This is a genomic window from Granulicella sp. S156 (assembly GCF_009766105.1).
Lineage (GTDB): Bacteria > Acidobacteriota > Terriglobia > Terriglobales > Acidobacteriaceae > Granulicella.
In genome coordinates, this window is the sequence record NZ_LMUH01000006.1 from 228,854 (window position 1) to 249,292 (window position 20,439).

The following is a 20,439-nucleotide window of genomic DNA, read 5'->3' on the forward strand; positions in this document are numbered from 1 at the left end:
GTTCTAGCTTAGGAAAGATCGTCGTCAGGACGTTCCACAAGCTTCGTCATCAAGTCCAGCAGCACAGAACGCTCCTTCGAGCTAAGGGGGGAGAATGCAATTTTCAGGAACTCCAGATAGATTTCGTAGCCGCTATCGAGCATCTGTTTGCCGTGCGGGGTTAGGCGGTGATGCAGGGCGCGCCCTTTGCCACTCTCTCGTTCCACAAAGCCAAGCCGTATAAGCCTGGTCGTCAGGGTGCCGAAAGCTTGATCCGAGTTGAAGGTAAACTCCGCTAACGCATGCGCCGAGGCCTCCGGATTTCTGTGTATCTCCCGTAACGAATTCCACTGAACCAGGCTGATGCCCAGGCGGTTCAGTCGCCTGTCCAATGACCTGTGATGACGTGCTTGCACTCTCTTGATGGAAAGGCCAAGATGCTCATGTTGAGTTGACATATAAACATGTTTATATAACTATGTTGATTAGTCAAGTTTTAGAGGAGCTATTCAACATGCAGAATGCACAGCAACAGTTCAAATTGTTTTCGGAAAGCCTTCAGCTCTCGGTCGAAGATCGCGGAACGGGCAAGGTCTTTTTGGTTCTTCACGGCGGAGCTGGTCCTGCATCCGTCGCTGGGTTGGCCGAGGCGCTCGCAAAGGACGCACGGGCCATTGTTCCCACGCATCCTGGTTTTGCGGGCCAGCCTCGGCCTTCCTGGTTTCGTCGCCTGGATGACCTGGTTCTGGCGTATCTTGCGCTGTTGGAGCGATTGGACCTGAACGACGTCGTTATCATCGGCAACTCCATCGGTGGCTGGATCGCAGCCGAGATGGCGCTGCGGCACTCGCCACGGATTGCTGCTATTGTTCTTCTCAATGCTGTCGGCATCGATGCCGATCCCGAAGGTCGCGGAATTGAAAATCCGATGGCTGTTCCTCCAGAGAAGAGAGCGGCGTTGGCCTTTCATGACCCAAAGCGATTCGCCTTGTTACCGCAAAATCCAACAGCCCTGGCCATCATGGCGGAGAATCAGAAAGCTTTGATGACGTATGCCGGTGAACACTACATGCACGATCCTGGCCTAAGGGCGCGGCTGGCTGGAGTGGATGTACCGGCTCTCGTGATCTGGGGAGCGAGTGATGGGATTGCGGATATCGAGTACGGTCGCCGTTTTGCCGAAAGCATTCCGGGCAGTCGCTTTCAGGTCATCGCCGAAGCGGGGCATTTTCCTCACATCGAGAAGCTCGATGAGGTGCTCGGATCGATTGGTGCGTTCTCGGCCGTCGAGCAATAGCCCGGGCGTTCACCGAAGAGCGTGAGTTGCTCTTCAGTGGCACAACGTCGGCACAAAACCGACAAGGGAAATGAAATGCGCTTATGGCAAAGGTGGATACCATTGCCATAAGCGCATTTGAGTCTCCGTAAATTACAGAGAAAAGATTTTGGAGGCGCGGGTCGGGATCGAACCGACGCATAAAGGTTTTGCAGTTTTGGCAATTTCATCTAAATAGTTGATAAGTCTGGGCTTTTTCGTCGAATGTAGTGCCCCAGAAAGGGTGGTTTTAGCACCGTTTTATACCTTATTGGCTGCCAATTGGATGCCACAGATTTCGGAGTTTTTGCGTTGCCCACTGCCAAGGGAAGGTGTCTCGCAGACAATATGTCCTGCTGTAGACTCCATCTCCAAGTAGACCGCTCGATGGGCCTAGTTTGCGATATGACGTTTATGTGCGTTCAAGACGCACAATAGCTGGATTTTATGAACTTGACATTGGGTTTATGTTTGTATGAATATGTGCGTCATGGACGCACAAAGGTCATCTCGACTAAACCGCCTTCTCTTAAGCTTACCCGAGGGTTTCTTGGCGGATAGCGCCTGGCTCCAAGCTCAGGGGCTCTCTCGTTCGTCGATACGAGACTATGTGGACCGGAGTTGGCTCGAAAGAATAGGTCCCCGGGTCTACCGGCGCCCCAGTCAACTGACCAAGGCTTCGCTGCGGTGGGATGTTGTCGTGCTTTCCCTTCAACAGGTCATGCACAAGCCACTTCACGTAGGCGGTCGGACGGCGGTCGAGCTGTCTGGATATGCTCATTACGTTGAAGCCGGCGAAACTCCGCGGGTTTACCTGTACGGGGCGGGTCTCCCATCCTGGCTTGTCAAGCTGCCAATATCCGCTCAGTTTGAAACCCGCTCTTCGGGACTGTTTGCAAACTCAAATACGGGAGTTGAGGCGAGGCGATATGATCTGCGTTCTGGTGAGGCATCAGGACCGCCAAAGGACGCTAAATCCACGAGCCCTTGGGAATGGTCCTTGACCATGTCTGTTCCCGAACGAGCGATCCTGGAGATGATAGATGAACTTCCGCATCAAGAGAGCTTTCATCAAGTCGATGTCGTCATGGAAGGCTTAGCCAATCTCCGCCCTCAGCTGTTGGGAAAGCTCCTGAAAGAATGCAAGAGTGTGAAGGTAAAGCGTCTTTTCCTCTGGTACGCCGACAGGCATGGACATGCCTGGTTCAAGCATCTGGATCAGTCTGCCATCGATCTTGGGAAAGGAAAGCGTCAATTGGTTCCCCAAGGCCATTTCGACGCGCGCTATCGGATCACGCTTCCAATGGAACTATTCAACGCTGGAGGTAGCAACGATGGCCGGTGAAGTCTTCGAGGCGCAGGTTGCCCTTCTTGTTCGCGTACTGCCAAATGTAGCGACCGAGACTTGCTTCGCTCTCAAGGGTGGGACAGCAATCAATCTTTTCGTTCGAGACCTGCCCCGCCTCTCGGTGGACATTGATCTGGTGTACCTCCCGGTTGAAGATCGGGAGACATCGCTCGTGGGGATACGATCTGCGCTGAACCGTATCGCTCAGAAGATTCGCAAAGCGGTCCCGGACAGCGTCGTCACCGATAGCGCCAACGCGGACGGGACCCTCGTCCTTATTCGCCAAAGAAATGCCCAGATCAAGATCGAAGTGACTCCCGTTCTTCGGGGTACAGTCCATCCCGTCGAGTTGAAGACTGTGCGGCCAATCGTAGAGGAACAATTCGGCTTCGCGGAAATCCAAGTCGTTTCGTTCGCCGATCTCTATGCGGGGAAACTGGTTGCTGCTCTTGACCGACAGCATCCTCGCGACCTGTTCGATGTCCAATACCTACTTGCGAATGAAGGGATCGACAAAACTCTCCACCAAACATTTCTCGCGTACATCCTGAGCCACAATCGTCCGGCGCACGAACTTTTGCAGCCGCGCTTGAAGGACATAACGCAAGCATTCGAGAGAGAATTTGTCGGGATGACGGTTAACGAAACCTCCTTGGATACACTCCTCACAACGCGAGAGAAGTTGGTCTCGGAGATCCGCTCCGGTCTGGACGACACCTCAAAGCTCTTTATGAGGTCTTTCCATACGCTCCAACCGGACTGGGAACTTATAGGCTCACCCACCATTCGTAATCTCCCAGCGATTCGATGGAAGCTGATGAATCTGGAACGATTGCAAATTGAAAACCCAGAGAAATATCAGACAATGCTTCAACAGCTTGACGCGGTCCTGTCCTAAACAGATTCAGTCTTCAACGATTTTGCAGACTCCGGAACCTCCGTGCAACGCCAGTAGCGATCAACTGCGGATCGTCGTCTGTGACCGATCTTCGCGCTACGATTAGTTTAGCGAAGCCGCCAACTCATCCTTCCGATGTTTTGCGACACATCTCTTAAACGAGTAGCGGAAGAACAACACCACTCATCTAGCGTCTACGACTGTTTACGCTGCTCAAGAGTCTCCCCATCGCGCAAGCTGATCGAGGAGTGGACAGACAATTTGCTTCATTTCAGAAGCAAAATCGTGTTCTACATGAAGAACCAGATCGCTCAGATCACGGTGCATGACAATCTGCGCCGTTTCCAAATCCCGCAACTGAGCACGAAGGGCCTTCTTCGATGCGTCCGGCACGAGCCGGACAAGCTCACTAAGGCGAACCGGTCCCGAGCGAATGGCGTAACTTCGCTGCTGACCCGGTCAGGTCCCGCAGCGGTCCAATGCCCCCCGAGTTGAAGAACGTAGCGCACAATATTGATATCCAGCCGTGAATTTTTCTTGGTAGGTAGGTAAAAAATACGGTACCCCACCGTTAACAAGACATCACAGCGCATCCTCTATGAGATTTTTTACCTCAGATCGTGGTGTCTCCGCAGTGGGCGTCCTTCGGGTGCCATTGGGGAGCACCATGCTCAAGGTGCAATCGGAGATTGTAGATGGAGCCACATCGAAGATGACGCGAGAGGACCGGCTGATCCAGCTCTACGATCAGCTTCGTCCAGCGCTTCTGGCTTATCTGGGGGGCCTCGGACTTTCGCTTTCGGAGGCCGAAGACATCATCCAGGAAGCATTTCTCCGTCTGCTGGGTCAGGCCAACGCTAAAGGAGAGCATGAGAATCCCAAGGCCTGGTTGTTCCGTGTGGCGCACAACCTAACCATGGATCTATATCGCGAAGGTCGGCGATTTGAGCAGCCGGGCACGGATGGAGGCGATCTTCTCGAAGGGCTTCTAGCTCAAGCCGATAGTCCGGAAGAGCAAGCGATTCGCAACGAGCAGATGCTCCGTATGCACACTGCGCTGGGCCGTCTGACGCAGCAGCAAAGAGCGGCGGTGTTGCTCCGTGCTGAAGATCTTCGTTATCGAGAGGTTGCGGAGATTCTAGGTGTCAGTATCAAGCGGGTTTCCCATTTGGTTCAGCGAGCGTTGTCGCGCCTCGCAGGGGAGATCTAGGCATGCGCGGCATTGGGTTTCCTATGTGCAATCATCTTTCCGACGAGAAGTTATCCCGCCTTACTGCGGGTGAGTTGGGTGCCGTGCAGCGCCTTTTGGCACAGGCCCATCTTGAAAAGTGTTGGCAGTGTAGATTGCGCCGCGAGGCGCTCGAGCGGAGTGCTCTTCAACTCGCCGAGTATCGTAACTGCCTGGTCGAGCGCATTCCCTCCAATCCAGATCGCCGCTCTGCTTTGCTGATGCTTATGCATCAGCGCAGTGAGACTGTATCTCCGCCGCGCGAATCAGGGATAGCTCTCTTCAGTGTCATAGGTAAGAGCGATACCTGGATGACCCCAATGTTGGCTAGTTTTCTCATTATTGCGTGTGCTGCTTGTCTGCTTTTCATGGTGTGGCGTCGTCCTACAGCCACGGTTAGTGCCGCCGAGTTGCTTAATCGCGCGGAGAGCGCAGACCGAGCGGTCCTATATGGAAAGCCAGGAGTGATCTACGAGAAGATCGGGATACGTACGGCTAGTGGTCGAATAGAACAGGAGATCTATCGCGATGCGCACCGCGAACGTCGTCGTCGTGCAAGCGATGCAGACGCAAAGATAGAAGCTCCACTGCAGAGCGTTCTGGAGTCCGCTCAGGTCAACCTGGACGATCCTCTCTCAATAGCCTCCTATCGCACCTGGTACGACGGACAGCAGAAGAAGGTGGACGCTGTTTCACAGGGTGGGGGACTACTTACTCTGAGCACGCGCACTCCCGAAGGAAGTATTCGGCAGGAAACCATCACCGTTCGCGCATCCGACTTCCACCCGATTCAACGCACTATCAGGACTGCGGACGACGAGGTCATCGAGATTGCCGAGTTGAACTATGCCTTGCTGGATTGGAGCAGTGTAAACGAAACGCTGTTCGAACCCCTCGCCGCGCCGCGACTGGAGAATCCGGTGCTCGTGTCCGCATTACCCTCGTTGCCAGCTTTGCCCACAGAAGCAGAATTGGATAGTGCGGAGTTGGAGGCGCTGCTAACCCTCAATCGTCTACATGCGGACGAGGGAGAGCGGATCAGCATCGCGCGGACAGATCACGGTATCGAGGTCAAAGGCATCGTTGACAGCACGGAACGGAAACAGGAAGTAGTCAATGGTCTACGGATGCTGCAGCACGTCAAAGCCGAGGTGCTTAGCACTGCTGAAGTTCGATCGGATACCGCTGAAGCTCTCCCCCTGCAGCCAACCAGTATTCGGGCTATCGATCCGGCTGCGTCTCCTTTGGAGGAATATGTCGACGCACAGCCTCAGAAAAAATTACTGCTCAATGATGCACCAAGGGATTTAGTAGATGCAGCGTTCAAAGTTCGGCGGAGCGCGGATGAGCTGAATACGCTCGCTACAAAATTTACGAACTCAGCCGAAGGCACTACAGCAAACGCGGCGATTAAAGAGCTTACACAAAGCTACACACAGCGTCTCTCGGCGGCTCTCGACAATGAAAGCTCTATCTTGCGTCAGTTTGGCCTGGACGAAACGGCGAACGTGCCGGCTTCCATATCGGCGCAAATAAGTTTGCCGGCTGAGGCCCGAAGGAATGATGCGCTATGTCAGGAGATGGTGACAGATGATAGCGCCACTCGGCGGACAGCCGTAGAGATCGCTGCGGATATAAGAGATTCCATCGTTCGCATTCGTTCTGCGATCGCCATCCGGGGTGAGATTGGCAGCAAAGAGAGCTCTGGGGGAGACCGGCCGGATGAACAGTAGATACGTTGAATTGCTGGAATGTGGAATACGTGCACTGAAGAGAAAATGCTGTATTCAATCACAGCATTGTTGAGATCTCCGTCTCAATCGGCCCAAGTACATATTCCAAGCACTAGTTCGAGAAGTATCCAATAGCGTGAACTTCAAGATCGATGGGGCCTCGGCCCCAGCTGAGGGACTTTCTGTCTAGTTAATCGCATTCATAGAAAGAAGCAATAGATACGCATACAGGAAACTGTAGTTATTTCTTGGAGGACTGACATGGTTGGCGAGTTACTGAACAGACTCACGCGGATTCTTTCTGTTGTACAAAGGGCTGGCGCTCAGATTTACAGGAGCTCTCGACGGCAAACAAAGAGCTGGACCACTGGAGTTCTGTTGTTACTGATATTGCCTGCCATGCCTTCTTCGGCACAGACGGGCATCTCGGCTACTTTCAGTGGGACGGTAACGGATCGGCAAGGAGCGGTTGTGGTCGATGCCCGAGTGGAACTTGACAATGCGGATCAGGGAATCAGGCTTACGACGAAGACCGACAACAGCGGTAGCTTCAGCGAAGTTGCACTCCGTCCAGGCAGGTATGTGCTTTTAGTCAGCCACGTCGGTTTCGATGCAACGGTCGTAAGAAATATCACCCTCTCCGCCAATGACAATGTGGCGCTGCAGGTGGTGCTGAAGGTGGCAGGACGAACGGAAAGCGTCACAGTGAATGACCGACCGTCTTTGATCAACTTGTCTCCCGCAGTATCCAACACCATTGACCATGAACTCGTCGCCGAGCTTCCACTGGACGGCAGAAGCATCCAGTCACTCATCACTTTGAGTCCAGGTATCCAACTCACGCCTGTAGCTCAGAACGGGGGGAATCCCGGCCAGTTCAGTGTGAATGGAATGCGCTCGAACGCGAATTATTTTACGGTGGACGGCGTCAGTGCCGACTTTGGAGCGGCCTCTTATGGAGGTTTTGGCGGTATTAACGATGCGAGTTCAGGCTCGACTCCTTCGACAGATGTAACAGGGTCCTTTGCAAATCTGGTCTCGATCGACGATCTGCAGGAGATCCAAATTCAGACTTCCACCTATGCTCCGGAGTTTGGTCGCAGTCCTGGTGGTCAGATATCCATGGTTACCCGGTCGGGCGAAAACAAGTTTCATGGAGCGTTATACGAGTATTTTCGTAACGATGCACTGGACGCGACCGACTGGTTCTCAAACTATCTACAAACAGGCAAGACGGCGCTCCGCTATAACGATTTTGGCGGAGTATTTGGCGGTCCGATCTTGTTGCCCAAATACAACGGACGGAAACACCATAGCTTTTTCTTCTTTTCCTATGAAGGAAGTCGATTTTTACTTCCACAGCCAGCGACAACATCCATCGTACCTAGCATTACCGCACGACAAAATGCGCCCACGGAGATATCAAAGGAGATCTTGAGCGCCTTTCCAATTCCGAACCATCCTGCTTTTTATACCGACGGCAGCGGAAACCCCTGCACACCCGGCACGCCGAACTGCAATGCCAACGGCGCCTTCTTCACTTCTGGCTTTTCTAACCCAAGCCAAAGCAACGTATGGAGCCTGCGGCTCGATCAGAACCTGCACGACAAGTACATGTTCTTTGCACGCTATAACCGCGCAACGAGTGGCCAGGCTGGGCGCAACGGTGCATCAAATGCGGCTGAGATCAACAATAACGATACGAATACAGAGACACTCACGATTGGCGCGACTCAGACCTTTACCCCACGTTTGCTGAATCAATTTTCGATCAATGCCAGTTCGCAAAGCACACTTGCAAGTACAACCCAGGACAGCTTTGGAGGATCCGTTCCTCTTCCCGATTCAGTGCTGTTTCCCAGCAATCCTTGCGTCGGTTGTGGCGGTGTCATCAGAATTTACGGTTTCAACGCGGCAACTTTGCCGACGGAGATAGGTCTTACAAATCCAACTTTTTCCAAAAACCGCCAGATCAATGGCGTGGACAACCTGAGTTATCGTTTACACGAGCATCAGCTCAAATTTGGCGCCGATTATCGTTATCTCTCACCCGTCAGCGCACAGGAGTCTCTGGTAGTAGGAGATTATTTTCTCAATGTGCAGGCCCTTGGCACTGGCAGCAACGAATTTGCAATCGTTGGCTTCAATCAATCATTTGCGATTGCGCTCAAATCACTTTCCCTCTATGCGCAGGACACTTGGAAGGCTGCCCCTCGACTGACTTTGACGTATGGCGTGCGCTGGGAGTTGAATCCACCGCCGACAGGCAAGAATGGGAAGCACCCTTTAACCGTTCAGAGCCTGAACCTGAATACGCTCGATTTCACATACCTGGCACTGGCTCCGGCAGGAACACCTCTTTACCCGACAACCTACAAAAATTTCGCACCACGTTTTGGCTTCGCCTATACCGCCCACCAGACACCCGGACGTGAAACGGTGCTACGTGCAGGCGCAGGTGTCTTCTACGACACTGGTCAGAACGGCTTTGGAAATATCAGCTTTCCCTACTCTCAAGAGTATTTCCTGCCTCCGGGAGGAGGAGCCCCGGGCTATCCTGCGCTTACTTTGCCAGTACCTTCGGCGTATGCTCAGGGGCCTGCTCCGAACTTTACGCCGAGCCCGACGAATCAGGCGTCCGTTACGGTAGCAGCGCCCAACTATAAGTTGCCGGTATCCTATGAGTGGAATGTGACACTAGAGCAGTCTCTGGGACCTAATACGGCGTTTTCTCTAGCGTATGTCGGCTCGACCGGTCATTCTCTTCAAAGCACGGAGCAATATATCTTTGCGCCACCGGGAACTGCGGGCGTACCGGTCAGTGCGAATTTTTCTGGGCTCACGGTCATAGGAAACCTTGGCAAGTCTGCCTATCATAGCCTGCAGGCGCAGGTTCATAGCCGCTTCACGAAGCAGTTTGAGTTACTGACCTCCTATACCTGGTCCCACGGTGTCGATAATGGTTCTAATGACGCCGTGCAGTTTATTCCGAGCGGAATTGCCAACCCAAACCTCAATCGCGGCGACTCCGACTATGATGTGCGCAATAGTGTGAGCGAGGCGCTTACCTATACCATCCCTTCTGTGAACTGGCATAACCCCTTAAGCCAGATACTGAAGAACTGGGCTTTAAATAACCTGGTCTCAGCGCATAGCTCGTTGCCCTTTGACGTGGATTCTCAAAACAATTCGTACGTCACGAATGGGGGGTACTATACGCTGCGTGCTGATACCGTTCCTGGGCAGCCGCAATGGCTCTATGCGAAATACCTGCCCGGTACCAATAACCTGGTCCCGGGCGGCAAGTATTTGAATGCGCTTGCGTTTACTGACCCTCCAGCAAATGCAGAGCAGGGCGATCTCCGTCGCAATTCGCTTCGCGGATTTAGCTTCTGGCAGCTCGATTTCGGAGTTCACCGCCAGTTTCCGATTACAAAATCTTTCGGGGTCCAGTTCCGGGCGGAGATGTTCAATATTCTGAACCACCCCAACTTTGCAAGCCCAGGGCTCTCAGGCTCTAACTATGTGGGCTACACGGCGCCTGGAACTCCCTTTGTCTTTGGAGAATCTACCGAATCCTATGGGTCCGGTCTGGGTGGTGGTGGCGGCAATACGGGGGGATTCAATCCGCTCTTTCAACAGGGTGGTCCTCGTGCCATTCAAATGGCCCTGCGTGTCGAATTCTAAATGAGTAGCGACAAAGAGGAGACTTACTCGATGCAAGTCCGGATACTCTCAGTCCTAATCGCGCCTCTGCTGGCCGGCGGGATCACCGCCCTCTCTGTTGCCCAGACCCCGCTGAATCTTCCGACGGATCGTGCAGGGATCGTCGCTCTCCAGGCTCGCCAAGAGAAAGAGGAGACGGAGATGAGAAAGGTGCTGGTCTCGAAGGAGCCTGGTGGCAATCTGGATGCACTACCCGCCTTCATACGGCAGCACCCGGCGTTCAGTGCGGATAAAGGAGCTGTATTCAACTACGCCTACTCTTTTAAAAGCTACCTGCAAAAAGGACATCCCGATTCCAAGACGCTGGATCTGAAGATGCATGCGATTCAGGAGGCGCTCCAACAGACAGTCCCAGCCTACTATCAGGGCATGTTCGACTTCGAGATGGCACGACTCTTCTTGAAGAACGACTGGAATCCTGCAGAGACCAAGATTCTCGCCGCATCTGCCGTGACTCTGTACAGTCAAAGCGATTGCCTGCAAAATGATCGCTTCTCGGCGGAGTCACGCCATATCTGGGATGAAAAGAGAGCGAAAGAGCCTGTACCTTTCACCTATCACATCGAGGATGGGGAGATGCACTGTGGGAATGAGGGCGCTTCCTGGTATGCGACGCTTGGCAAGATTCAGGCCAAGCTTGGAGAGACGGATGCGGCAGCCGACAGCTTCCAAAAGGCGCTCCACGAGTATTCCAGCATGGAGGCGGCCTTAGGTCTGGCGGCGATAGACAAGGCCAAGGGAGACAGGCCTGCAGAACTTGAGATGCTGACCGAGGCGTATCTCACAGGGGATATGCCTGCGGAAGACATTCTGGAGGCAAAGGCCCTCTATGTGGAATTAAACCCAGGGAGTACGTCGGCCGACTACGAGGCTCGCCTGGATCAGAGGTACACAAAAACCTTCGTCAATCCGGTGAAGTACGCCACTAAATCTGTGCCGCATGTGGTGCTCGAGGAACTCTTTACCGGAGGTGGGTGCGAACCTTGTATGGCGCCTGATCTCGCAACGGAGGCAGCTCTCCATCGCTATACGCGCGATCAGGTTGTCTTTGCGATCTATCATGATCACGCTCCCGATCCTGACCCTCTCGCTACCAACACCAGTGAGAACCGAGCCAAATACTACGGCACAGGGGGAAGTACGCCACATGTCTTTCTGGACGGCAAAGAAGCTGAATTGGAAGAGGGACAAGCGAGTCATGCGCAGAGTGCTTTCGATCTCCTCACGAAGGTTGTTGATCCGATGTTGGCGACTCCGTCCAGAGCAACATTGAATTTAGAGGTGCATCGGGACGGAGATCACGTAGAGGTAATGGTAGCCGGGGGGATAGAAGGCCCGGCTGTAAAGACTCACCTGCGGATTCTGCTGCTTGAGACCGAGGTGAGCTACAGCGGTGAGAACACTCTGCGTTTTCAGCCGATGGTGGTGCGTGCCAGCGCAGCACTCAAAGACGATGAGTCGGGATTTTCTGCGGAGCCCGGCGTAGCGCTTTCACAGAGATATACGTTCGACCTGAAGAAGATCGAGGCGGACAACCTCGCGTATTACGACCAATACCGTGAAGAACTGGAGAAGCGAATGGCGCAGTTCATCACGAGCGGCTATATGAGTAAGGCTGAAGTCGATACGAGGGCTCAGTTTCGCGAGCCAAAGAACCTCATCCATCGCGATCGTCTTGCCGTCGTTGCGTTCTTGCAGGTAGATGACAGCAAGGAAGTTCTTCAGACGAAATATGCAACGGTGCATGGAGCAACGAGATGAACTGGCACCCGCAGAATCCGCTATCCCTTCCATGTAAATCGCAACTGTACTGCTGCGCGAAAGAACATATGAAGACTCGCTATCTGATATTGAATTTCATCTTTGGCCGCAGAGCTATCGCCCCGATACTGCTGCTCTATGCGCTGTGCGCCGTGGCCGGAGCACAAGGCGGCGCAAGGAAGCTGACAGCTGAAGATCAAAAACGAATAGCCGCAGCAGCACAGGAGGCGAAGCTTACGCCCGAGCAGCAAGAACAATTAATGAAATACGCGCAGGAAAGCGATGAGATAACAGCCGAGAGGCTGAGGAAAATTGCAACAATGTTGGCGAAGAAGCCAACCCCTATGATGCTCAGGGACAAACCGGTACATGAAGCGCTGCAAAAATTGTACGAGATCAAAGACCTCGATCAAAGAGTAGATGCCACCATCGACCTTATGAAAGAGCATCCTTTGTTTTTTAAAGAATCCGGTGACGGAAGCGACGCAGGCAATTTGCCTATAAATATGGCATACGTCGTAGACGACTATATCGAAGCCAATCTGGACAAGAATGACAAGCTGCGTGCCAAGCTAAGTGCTATCGACAATGCCTTTGCCCCCGATAACTCACTCGGCAAATCCTTGTATGAGACCACCGTTGCAGGAATTTTGCTCAAGAAAGGGGCAGTTCTTGAGTATGCCGCGATCCTTGCCCAGAGTTCGATTGCCCTGTTTCATCAGGACGAATATACGGCATTTGAGCGTGCCAACCATGCGAACAGGGAAGAGTATGAGTCGCTGAACGATAAAGACCACGTCCCTGAAGCATTTAATTTGGGGGACGCAGACGTGCACTTTCATCAAAAAATGTCTGTGTGGTCCACAACCCTTGCGGACATCGAGGCAAAGCTCGGCAAGAATCCGGAGGCCCTCGAAGCCTATACGCAAGCCATCAAGTTTCATCCAAACATGAAGGCATATCTCGGAGTGGCGAAGCTGCAGGAGGCGAAAGGAGATAAGTCGGAGGCCTTGGAGTCACTCTATGACGCCGATCTCAGCGGGCACCTGGACTCAAAAAACATTGTGCATATGCAGCAACTGTATGCGGAGTTGAATCCGGGCAGCAGCGAGCAGTCGCTGGAGTCTCTTCTTGACTTAAGATACAAGGCCACGTTTCACAATCCGATTGCGGTTACGCCCTATGTCGCGAGCAGTACCCATTCAGACCGGACTATTCTCGTCGAGTTGTTTACCGGCGCCGCATGTGAGCCCTGCATGGCGCCTGATTTGGCCGTCGATGCCAGCTTAGAGCGCTACACTCGCGGAGAACTAGTCTTGTTGGTTCACCATGACAACGCTCCGCTTTCCGATCCACTTGCCAACGATGTGACCGAAGAGCGTGCCAAGTACTACTCGACGGGAGGAAGTACTCCCCATGCGTTCCTGGACGGCAAAGAACTCAAGCTGGTGGAGGGTTTACCGCTCCATGCTCAGGACGCATTCGATTCGACAGTGAAGTCCATCGATCAGCGTCTCGACGTTCCGGCAGGAGCGCATCTTGAAATCCACGCGGAACGGCAAGGATCTAAGGTTCGGGTAGTGGTTGATGGCACGGTCTTAGCGGCACAGCCCAGACTGTTCCTGCACATCGACCTTGTGGAGACGGTGCTAAGTTATAGCGGCGAGAACGGCCTGCGTTTGCAGCCGATGGTCGTGCGCGCCACCGCGAAGCAGGCAGAGAGCGCGTCTGGTCTTCCGCTTGCCGGGCACCACAAGATAGAGGCGACGTATACGTTCGATTTGAAGGAGATTGAGGCGGCCAACATTGTCTACTATGACCGGTTCGACGCTGGTTTGAAGAAACGCACGCATGGCATGGCCGGCGCCGAATACCGCGAGAAGAAGAACATCATTGATCCGACCAAACTCGCAGCCGTGGCTTTCGTACAGAACGATACGACCAAGGAAGTCTTACAGTCGGCTTTTGCAAGCGTTTCGAACGACGGCTCGCCCGAGCTGTCGAAACCGTGAGGACTCGATGAAAAAAATACACCCTTCCATCCTAGTACTGGCGTCGGTCGTTGCCCTTACTTTGTTCACTCTCGCAGGAGTGCCCCGCGCATTGGGGGAAACTCCTCAACCCATCCACTGGACGGCGACGGCAACCACGATGTCACTCCCACTCAGCAAAGGGTCGAAGGTTCTGGCGAAGATCGCCGCCAGCATCGCGCCGGGCTGGCATCTCTATGCGTTTGATCAACAGCCGGGAGGACCACTTCCCACTAATGTAAGCCTTGCGGCGGGACAGGCCTTTACGAGCGCCGGCCCCATCGGTGAGTCCACTCCGAAGACAGAGTTTGACTCTAACTTCAACCTGTCCACGAGGATCTTTGAAGACACGGCTGTCTTCACTGTTCCAGCGAGAGTTTCAGGAGCCGTCTCGGCGAGTTCTCCTAAGCTGATGATCGACGTCGCCTTTCAGACTTGCAATGACCGGATGTGTCTGCCACTTACGGTAGTTCACCTTGTAGCTCCGGTCCGAGTAAACGAGGCTCGTCGATGAAGATCTGTGCATTCCGGCACTGTGTGCTGGTGTACATGGCACATGAGTCTTTCACCTTGCACTACACCTCAATCAACCTGGCCTTTGTGCCTGCCCTAATTGCTTTCGAGAAAGTTGGATTGGTATGAAACTAAAGCTCCATATAGGTCTTTCCGTTTGTCTGCTGTCGGCATCGCTCACAGCGCAAACAAAAATCCCACCTTACAAAGAGGTGACACTCAAGAATGGCTTACGTGTTCTGTTGATGGAAGATCACAGTACGCCCGTGGATGCCATTGCAGTTGTGTACGATGTAGGCTCGCGCGTAGAAAAGCCTGGTGCCACCGGCTTCGCACACCTATTCGAACACATGATGTTCCAGGGTTCGGCTAACGTAGGCAAGGGCGAGCACATGCAACTCATCCAGGAAAACGGTGGTGCGATGAACGGTACTACCACCGAGGATCGGACTAATTACTTTGAGATGTTGCCTGCGAACCAGATAGACCTTGGACTCTATCTCGAAGCCGACCGTATGCGATCGCTCGCTGTTACACAGGCCAATCTCGATAACCAACGCAATGCCGTGCAGGAAGAGAAGCGACTACGGATCGACAATCAGGCTTACGGAAGATCGAACGAGGTGTTGCAAAATCTGATGTACGACAACTTCGCGTACAAGCACTCCACCATGGGTTCAATGGCCGATCTGAATGCTGCGAGTGTGCAGGACGTACAAAAGTTCTTCAAGACCTACTATGCCCCTAATAATGCTGTTATCGCCTTGGTAGGGGACTTCAAGTCGGCCGACGCGCTCAAAAAGGTAGAGCAGTACTTCGGCAGCATACCCTCGCAACCAGCCCCGCCGCCTCTGGACATTGCCGAACCCAAGCAGCAGGCTGAGCGCCGTCAAACGATAACGGACGATTTCGCCAAGCTACCAATGTTGTTGGTTGGATATAAGACGACGCGGGCCAACACTCCTGAGTTTTTTGCACTGGATCTTTTTATGAGCGTTCTTTGCGATGGGCAGTCTTCCCGTCTTTATCGGCGTCTGGTCGAGCAGGACAAGATTGCGGTGCAGGTGGAAGGCGGCATGGAACCATCACGTGGAATAGCAATGGCTGAGATTCAGGTGTTATCGCCCCAGGGGACAGACCTCAAAAAGGTCGAGGCCGTAATCTACGAAGAGATCTCCGCATTGGCTAAAAGCGGTCCCGAAGACTGGGAGATGGAAAAGGTCCTCAACAGCGAACGGAAGCACCAGGTGGGTACAACCAGTTCCGATCTAAATCGTGCTATCACCATGGCGCAGGATGCAGTCTTTTATAAGGATCCGACGCTAATGTATACCGAGGTGAAGCGTTATGACGTCATCACCAAGGATGACATCCGCCGAGTTGCACAGCAGTATCTATCCGAAAACAATCGAAGCGTTCTGATCACGCTACCCAAAGTGGCGCCAGCTACGAAGGAAACGAGGTAATCATAATGAAGAAGCATCTTTCGCTAGTAATCACGCCTCTTGTGGTATCGCTCCTGGCATCGTGTCCCATATTGACAGAGGGGCAGGTAACAGGAAACGCACAACCTCAGCCAACGCGTTTCAATCGGGCTCCGGTATCAAATGAGATTCTCCAGGTACATATCCCGCGTGCGGTGAAGCAGACGCTTCCCAATGGAGTGAGAGTCCTTGTTCTCGAAAATCACCGCGCCGCTCAGATCAACATAAATATTGTTATTGATGGCGCCGGAGGGCTGTTTGATCCAGCCGGACAGCCAGGGCTTGCCAATATGACCGCTCAGATGTTGAGTAGGGGCACCGAGAAGCTTTCAGCGCAGGATATTGCGCGAGCAATCGATACCCAGGGAGCCTCGATCAACGTCTCCTCCGCTTCTATCTATACGGACACATCTTTGTTTGCCAGCGGCCTGTCTTCCAACTTCTCTATCTGGCTGCCGATTGTTGCTGACGTTTTGCTGCATCCAAGCTTTCCAGCCAATGAGCTAGCTGACGCAAAAAGTAGACAGATGAGCCGTCTCCAATCGCAGCAGGCCAATGCAGGCTTTTTGGCAAGTAAATACATTCGAAAGACTCTCTATGGCGATACACCTGAAGGGATTGTCAGCGCCACACCGGCCTCCACGGCCGCTTTTACTGTCGACGCGATCCGCGCTTTCTATTCGCAACATTATGCCCCGCAGAATACGATGGTGATCGTTGCCGGGGACATTACACCCGAGAAGGCGTTTGCGGCGGTCTCGGATGCACTGAAGGGTTGGCAGAAGACCGATTTGCAGGTGAAGCTTCCTCCCGTCAAACAGGAGACGGCGCGACGGACGGTCACGCTAGTGGACCGGCCCGACTCTGTACAGACGAACCTGGTCCTTGGACGTCTGGCGATCGACCGGCGTGATCCTGACTATGTGCCGCTCTCAGTTGCAAATAATATCCTCGGGTCAGGAGCAGCGGGCCGGCTCTTTATGCGGCTTCGCGAAGAGAAAAGTTATACCTATGGGGCTTACAGCAGGATCGATGCGAACGACTATCGCGGCTACGTAAGTGCAAGCAGCGAGGTCCGCTCATCGGTCACGGGCGGGGCACTTGATGAGTTTTTCAACGAGTTCCATCGACTCGGCAGCGAACCCGTAAGTGCTCAAGAACTTAGTCGACACGAGCACTCCATGGTGGCTGTATTTGCACTATCGCTTGAGTCGTCACAATCTCTGATGAGCTACGTCTATACCCAGGCGCACTATGGGTTCCCAGATGATTATTGGGATCGCTATGCGGCGCAGATTGCCACGGTCTCAGCCGAGGATGTGATGCGGATGGGAACCAAATACTTTTCCGGCGAGAATATGCAGGTAGTCGCCATCGGAGACCCAACCATTAAACCCGCGCTCGCCAAGTGGGGAGAAGTTCAGGAAATAAAGCCATAACCCATGGCGGGCACCGCATCTGCCGCGGTGTTCATCGCTAATGCATGAGAGGTTATCGGTCGAGCTCGCGTCAGGCAATAAGTTCTTGCCTGGCGGGCACGACTTAAGTCCTGGAGGTCGTATGCCAACTGGTTCTGTACTTTCCTATCTGTGGCTGTCGATGGGGATGGGGGCGCTGTCCCTGCTCACTCCATGTGTGTTCCCGATGATTCCGATCACAGTATCTTACTTTGCAAACCACTCATCCGTAACACGTGCGGGTGCTATCCGCAAAGCAGCCGTGTACGGTGTCGGAATCATGCTGACATTTGTGGTTCTCGGAATGTCGCTTTCTCTTATCTTCGGTGCGTCCGGAATCAACAAACTCGCTGCAAACCCTTGGGTCAATCTGCTCATCACAGCAATTTTTATTGGCTTTGCTCTCAGTTTATTGGGAGTATTTTTTCTGACTGTTCCCGCTGCCGCTATGAATCGTCTGCAAAGGACCTCTGCAAGCGAAGACGATAGCAGCATCACAGGTACGTTGCTTATGGGGTTGGTATTTTCACTCACCTCGTTCACGTGTACTGCTCCTTTCGTCGGCACGCTACTGGTACTTGCTTCGCAAGGCAATTGGCGGTGGCCGTTGGTCGGCATGGCAGGATTCAGCTTCGTCTTTGCCTTACCATTTTTTCTTTTGGCGTTGGCCCCTCAATTGATGACACAGATGCCGAAGGCTGGCGGCTGGATGAACTCGGTGAAGGTGGTCATGGGCTTTCTCGAGATCGCAGCGGCCATGAAGTTTCTGTCCAATGCAGATCTGATTTGGCATTGGAACATCTTCACTCGCTCGGCGGTGCTCTGTATCTGGGCCAGTTGTCTGTTGATGATTGTTGCTTATCTGCTTGGCTGGTTCCGGTTGAACCATGACAGTGATCGATCTCATGTCTCAGGTGCGGGTGTCGTGTTTTCATTGATCTTTCTAGCGGGTTCCATTTGGTTGCTAAATGGACTTGCGGGTAAGAGTCTCGGGGAACTCGAAGCATTTCTTCCGCCCATCCAAGTGTCGGCGACGAATTCGACTCCGGTAGCCTCTACCGAGACCCCGTGGATCTTGAACGACCTCCCCAGAGGGTTAGCGGAGGCGAAGTCACAAGGGAAACCAATCTTCATCGATTTCACTGGCTATACCTGCACGAACTGCCGTTGGATGGAGGCGAATATCTTTCCACGATCCGAGATCAAAGACAACATGAATCGTTTCGTGAAAGTTCGTCTGTATACCGATGGTGCTGGTAAGGTCTATACCGACCAACAGGATTACGAAAATAAGCACTTTGGTACAGTCGCGCTGCCGCTCTACGTCTTGCTTTCAAGCAGCGGAGAGACGATCGATACCTCGGCTGGAGTGACAAGAAATGCAGGTGAGTTCGCGGCTTTTCTAAATAAGGCTCATTAGGGAGTCGATACTAAAGACGAACGAATCTTTCGCTCCCGGATAGAACCGATGCCCTCTTCCATGCCAGTTCGGCGGGCGTTCGCAACTGATTGAAATTGCACGACATCAACTGGGATGAAATACGGAAAATGCTCTGATTTCCACGCTCTCGGGGAATATCCTGCACGTGTTGGCAGAAATTCACATTTCCGGCCTGTGAGTCCTGCTTCAAACTTCTTTCGATAGGGAACACCGCGATGAACCAAGTTTTGGGTGTGCAGCAAATGGGAGCGGCAATCGCAAAGAACGCGCGCAAGCTCTTTATTTCGGTTGGCGCGACGGTTTTGCGGAGATGGGGTGCCTGTCTTTTTGAGATCGTGGAGTCCCAGGTCTTTGCGGATTGTCTAAGCAATTTCCCATCCGTCGAGAGGTGCATAGATTCCATCGCCCCTGAGAATGCGCGAGATTGGCAACGTCTGACGGGCTATCAAGAAGCGCGCATGCGTCGTGCGAGGTGCGAGCGTGCCAAAAAGGCCGGTATCCGCAAGGCATTGGGATCAGTCCTTCCCCCGTTTGGACCGCTGCCCCTCGAGCGCAAGCTTCGCGACTCAAAGAGGTCGATTGAGCCGCTGTTGATGCGCTACGTGTCCCGGCACTCAGATACCGGAATGAGCGAAATACGAGGCATTTACGACGAATGGCAGGCGCTCCGCACCTGCACAGCAGTTTGCATGATTCTGGGTGTTGCCCTCTGTTTCCTGGGTGTTCTCTTGTACGAACTGCGGATCTTGCAGTCGAACCCTATCATCCACAATCTGTCGCCGATCGCTTTCGTTGTCGAGTTGGTGTTTTTGGTGTGCGGCCAGTCAGCGCGCGGTACCTATCGAGAATATTGCAGCTATTTACTCTCTGAAGTTTCCGTCTCTTTCAACGTTCCTCGATAGCACGGACCTGGATGGGAAAGCCGCAGGACGGGTAGCTTTGCATCAACTGACCACAAGCTCATGCGCGTGCCATGGCGTGTTGACAAGCGCTCACCATTGAAGATGCATCACGGGCTTGAGAATGAGTCGTATAGACGCGGGTTCGGGGTCGGTTTTGGGACACAGGGAACGTTCGAGAATCTCGTAAAACCGCTCTTTGATCTCCTCCATTTCCAAGGCTCCCTTTGATACCGCTTCATCCTGGGGCCATATCTATACCGTCTCGATCCTCCCGTCGGGACAGTATCGCGTGCAGGTATCGAAGATCGGGTTCAAGACCCTGATCAAGCCCGGCATCGTCTTGAATGTTCAAAGCGCAGTGGCTATCAACTTCACTCTACCCATCGGGGCGACTTCCGAAAGCGTCACCGTAGAAGCCGGTTCATCCATGCTCAATACAACCGATGCCACCGTCGGAACTGTCGTGGATCGCAAATTCGTGGCGAATATTCCGCTCAACGGGCGTAGCTTTCAGGATTTGATTTCGATGACGCCTGGCGTTGTAACGCAAAGCCCACAGGCGGGCTCCAGCCTCGGCTTCAACGGTGATTTCAGCGTCAACGGGCAGCGAACCGAAAGCAACAA

16 protein-coding genes are annotated in these 20,439 nt (G+C 53.3%); 14 read left to right on the plus strand and 2 right to left on the minus strand.

The window, feature by feature from the left end; genetic code table 11:
• Positions 1-8: 8 nt before the first annotated feature.
• Complete coding sequence (locus GSQ91_RS05575; protein ID WP_158820263.1) at positions 9-437, minus strand: MarR family winged helix-turn-helix transcriptional regulator; 429 nt, start codon at positions 435-437, stop codon at positions 9-11.
• A 56-nt stretch (positions 438-493) separates the two neighbouring features.
• Here GSQ91_RS05575 and GSQ91_RS05580 point away from each other — a divergent pair, with 56 nt between their 5' ends.
• The 3 genes from GSQ91_RS05580 to GSQ91_RS05590 all read left to right on the plus strand — a co-directional run bounded on the left by GSQ91_RS05580 (position 494) and on the right by GSQ91_RS05590 (position 3,540).
• Positions 494-1,276 carry an alpha/beta fold hydrolase gene (locus GSQ91_RS05580; protein WP_158820264.1) on the plus strand — a complete coding sequence of 261 codons (783 nt, stop codon included), beginning with the start codon at positions 494-496 and terminating at the stop codon, positions 1,274-1,276.
• A gap of 508 nt (positions 1,277-1,784) precedes the next feature.
• Positions 1,785-2,639, plus strand: coding sequence for a type IV toxin-antitoxin system AbiEi family antitoxin (locus GSQ91_RS05585; protein WP_158820265.1), 855 nt, complete (start codon positions 1,785-1,787; stop codon positions 2,637-2,639).
• A complete protein-coding gene (locus tag GSQ91_RS05590; protein ID WP_158820266.1) occupies positions 2,629-3,540 on the plus strand; it encodes a nucleotidyl transferase AbiEii/AbiGii toxin family protein in 912 nt (303 codons plus the stop codon). Before GSQ91_RS05585 ends, GSQ91_RS05590 begins: the two co-directional genes overlap by 11 nt.
• A 213-nt stretch (positions 3,541-3,753) precedes the next feature.
• On the opposite strand, the gene GSQ91_RS26195 is transcribed toward GSQ91_RS05590, so the two are convergent.
• The gene (locus GSQ91_RS26195; RefSeq protein ID WP_158820323.1) at positions 3,754-3,975 is read right to left on the minus strand and encodes a winged helix-turn-helix transcriptional regulator; all 222 of its coding nucleotides are present in this window, start codon (positions 3,973-3,975) and stop codon (positions 3,754-3,756) included.
• Between the two features lie 232 nt (positions 3,976-4,207).
• On the opposite strand from GSQ91_RS26195, the gene GSQ91_RS05600 reads away from it, so the two are divergent.
• The 11 genes from GSQ91_RS05600 to GSQ91_RS05650 all read left to right on the plus strand — a co-directional run.
• The gene (locus GSQ91_RS05600; RefSeq protein ID WP_158820267.1) at positions 4,208-4,750 is read left to right on the plus strand and encodes an RNA polymerase sigma factor; all 543 of its coding nucleotides are present in this window, start codon (positions 4,208-4,210) and stop codon (positions 4,748-4,750) included.
• A 2-nt stretch (positions 4,751-4,752) separates the two neighbouring features.
• Complete coding sequence (locus GSQ91_RS05605) at positions 4,753-6,501, plus strand: hypothetical protein (protein ID WP_158820268.1); 1,749 nt, start codon at positions 4,753-4,755, stop codon at positions 6,499-6,501.
• Positions 6,502-6,879: 378 nt separating this feature from the next.
• Positions 6,880-10,188, plus strand: coding sequence for a carboxypeptidase regulatory-like domain-containing protein (locus GSQ91_RS05610; protein ID WP_158820269.1), 3,309 nt, complete (start codon positions 6,880-6,882; stop codon positions 10,186-10,188).
• Between the two features lie 30 nt (positions 10,189-10,218).
• Positions 10,219-11,988 (plus strand): hypothetical protein, encoded by a 1,770-nt coding sequence (locus tag GSQ91_RS05615; protein WP_158820270.1) that lies wholly within the window; start codon positions 10,219-10,221, stop codon positions 11,986-11,988.
• A 152-nt stretch (positions 11,989-12,140) separates the two neighbouring features.
• Positions 12,141-14,000 (plus strand): hypothetical protein, encoded by a 1,860-nt coding sequence (locus GSQ91_RS05620; RefSeq protein WP_216845069.1) that lies wholly within the window; start codon positions 12,141-12,143, stop codon positions 13,998-14,000.
• 7 nt (positions 14,001-14,007) lie between these two features.
• Complete coding sequence (locus GSQ91_RS05625; protein ID WP_158820272.1) at positions 14,008-14,532, plus strand: protein-disulfide reductase DsbD domain-containing protein; 525 nt, start codon at positions 14,008-14,010, stop codon at positions 14,530-14,532.
• A 124-nt stretch (positions 14,533-14,656) separates the two neighbouring features.
• Positions 14,657-15,997: a pitrilysin family protein gene (locus tag GSQ91_RS05630; RefSeq protein WP_158820273.1), complete on the plus strand. Its 1,341-nt coding sequence runs from the start codon at positions 14,657-14,659 to the stop codon at positions 15,995-15,997.
• A gap of 5 nt (positions 15,998-16,002) precedes the next feature.
• Complete coding sequence (locus GSQ91_RS05635) at positions 16,003-17,454, plus strand: pitrilysin family protein (RefSeq protein WP_158820274.1); 1,452 nt, start codon at positions 16,003-16,005, stop codon at positions 17,452-17,454.
• 121 nt (positions 17,455-17,575) lie between these two features.
• Complete coding sequence (locus GSQ91_RS05640; protein ID WP_158820275.1) at positions 17,576-18,892, plus strand: protein-disulfide reductase DsbD; 1,317 nt, start codon at positions 17,576-17,578, stop codon at positions 18,890-18,892.
• A gap of 236 nt (positions 18,893-19,128) precedes the next feature.
• Positions 19,129-19,815 (plus strand): hypothetical protein, encoded by a 687-nt coding sequence (locus GSQ91_RS05645; protein ID WP_158820276.1) that lies wholly within the window; start codon positions 19,129-19,131, stop codon positions 19,813-19,815.
• 196 nt (positions 19,816-20,011) lie between these two features.
• Positions 20,012-20,439: carboxypeptidase-like regulatory domain-containing protein (locus GSQ91_RS05650; protein ID WP_216845071.1), on the plus strand; the 428-nt coding region annotated here is incomplete at its 3' end.

Bases quoted from the DNA above. Each gene is read 5' to 3' on its own strand.
- GSQ91_RS05575 (WP_158820263.1), bottom strand. From the start codon at position 437: ATGTCAACTCAACATGAGCATCTTGGCCTTTCCATCAAGAGAGTGCAA.
- GSQ91_RS05615 (WP_158820270.1), top strand. From the start codon at position 10,219: ATGCAAGTCCGGATACTCTCAGTCCTAATCGCGCCTCTGCTGGCCGGC.
- GSQ91_RS05640 (WP_158820275.1), top strand. From the start codon at position 17,576: ATGCCAACTGGTTCTGTACTTTCCTATCTGTGGCTGTCGATGGGGATG.
- GSQ91_RS05605 (WP_158820268.1), top strand. From the start codon at position 4,753: ATGCGCGGCATTGGGTTTCCTATGTGCAATCATCTTTCCGACGAGAAG.
- GSQ91_RS05590 (WP_158820266.1), top strand. From the start codon at position 2,629: ATGGCCGGTGAAGTCTTCGAGGCGCAGGTTGCCCTTCTTGTTCGCGTA.
- GSQ91_RS05580 (WP_158820264.1), top strand. From the start codon at position 494: ATGCAGAATGCACAGCAACAGTTCAAATTGTTTTCGGAAAGCCTTCAG.
- GSQ91_RS05600 (WP_158820267.1), top strand. From the start codon at position 4,208: ATGCTCAAGGTGCAATCGGAGATTGTAGATGGAGCCACATCGAAGATG.
- GSQ91_RS05630 (WP_158820273.1), top strand. From the start codon at position 14,657: ATGAAACTAAAGCTCCATATAGGTCTTTCCGTTTGTCTGCTGTCGGCA.
- GSQ91_RS05645 (WP_158820276.1), top strand. From the start codon at position 19,129: ATGAACCAAGTTTTGGGTGTGCAGCAAATGGGAGCGGCAATCGCAAAG.
- GSQ91_RS05635 (WP_158820274.1), top strand. From the start codon at position 16,003: ATGAAGAAGCATCTTTCGCTAGTAATCACGCCTCTTGTGGTATCGCTC.
- GSQ91_RS05625 (WP_158820272.1), top strand. From the start codon at position 14,008: ATGAAAAAAATACACCCTTCCATCCTAGTACTGGCGTCGGTCGTTGCC.
- GSQ91_RS05585 (WP_158820265.1), top strand. From the start codon at position 1,785: ATGGACGCACAAAGGTCATCTCGACTAAACCGCCTTCTCTTAAGCTTA.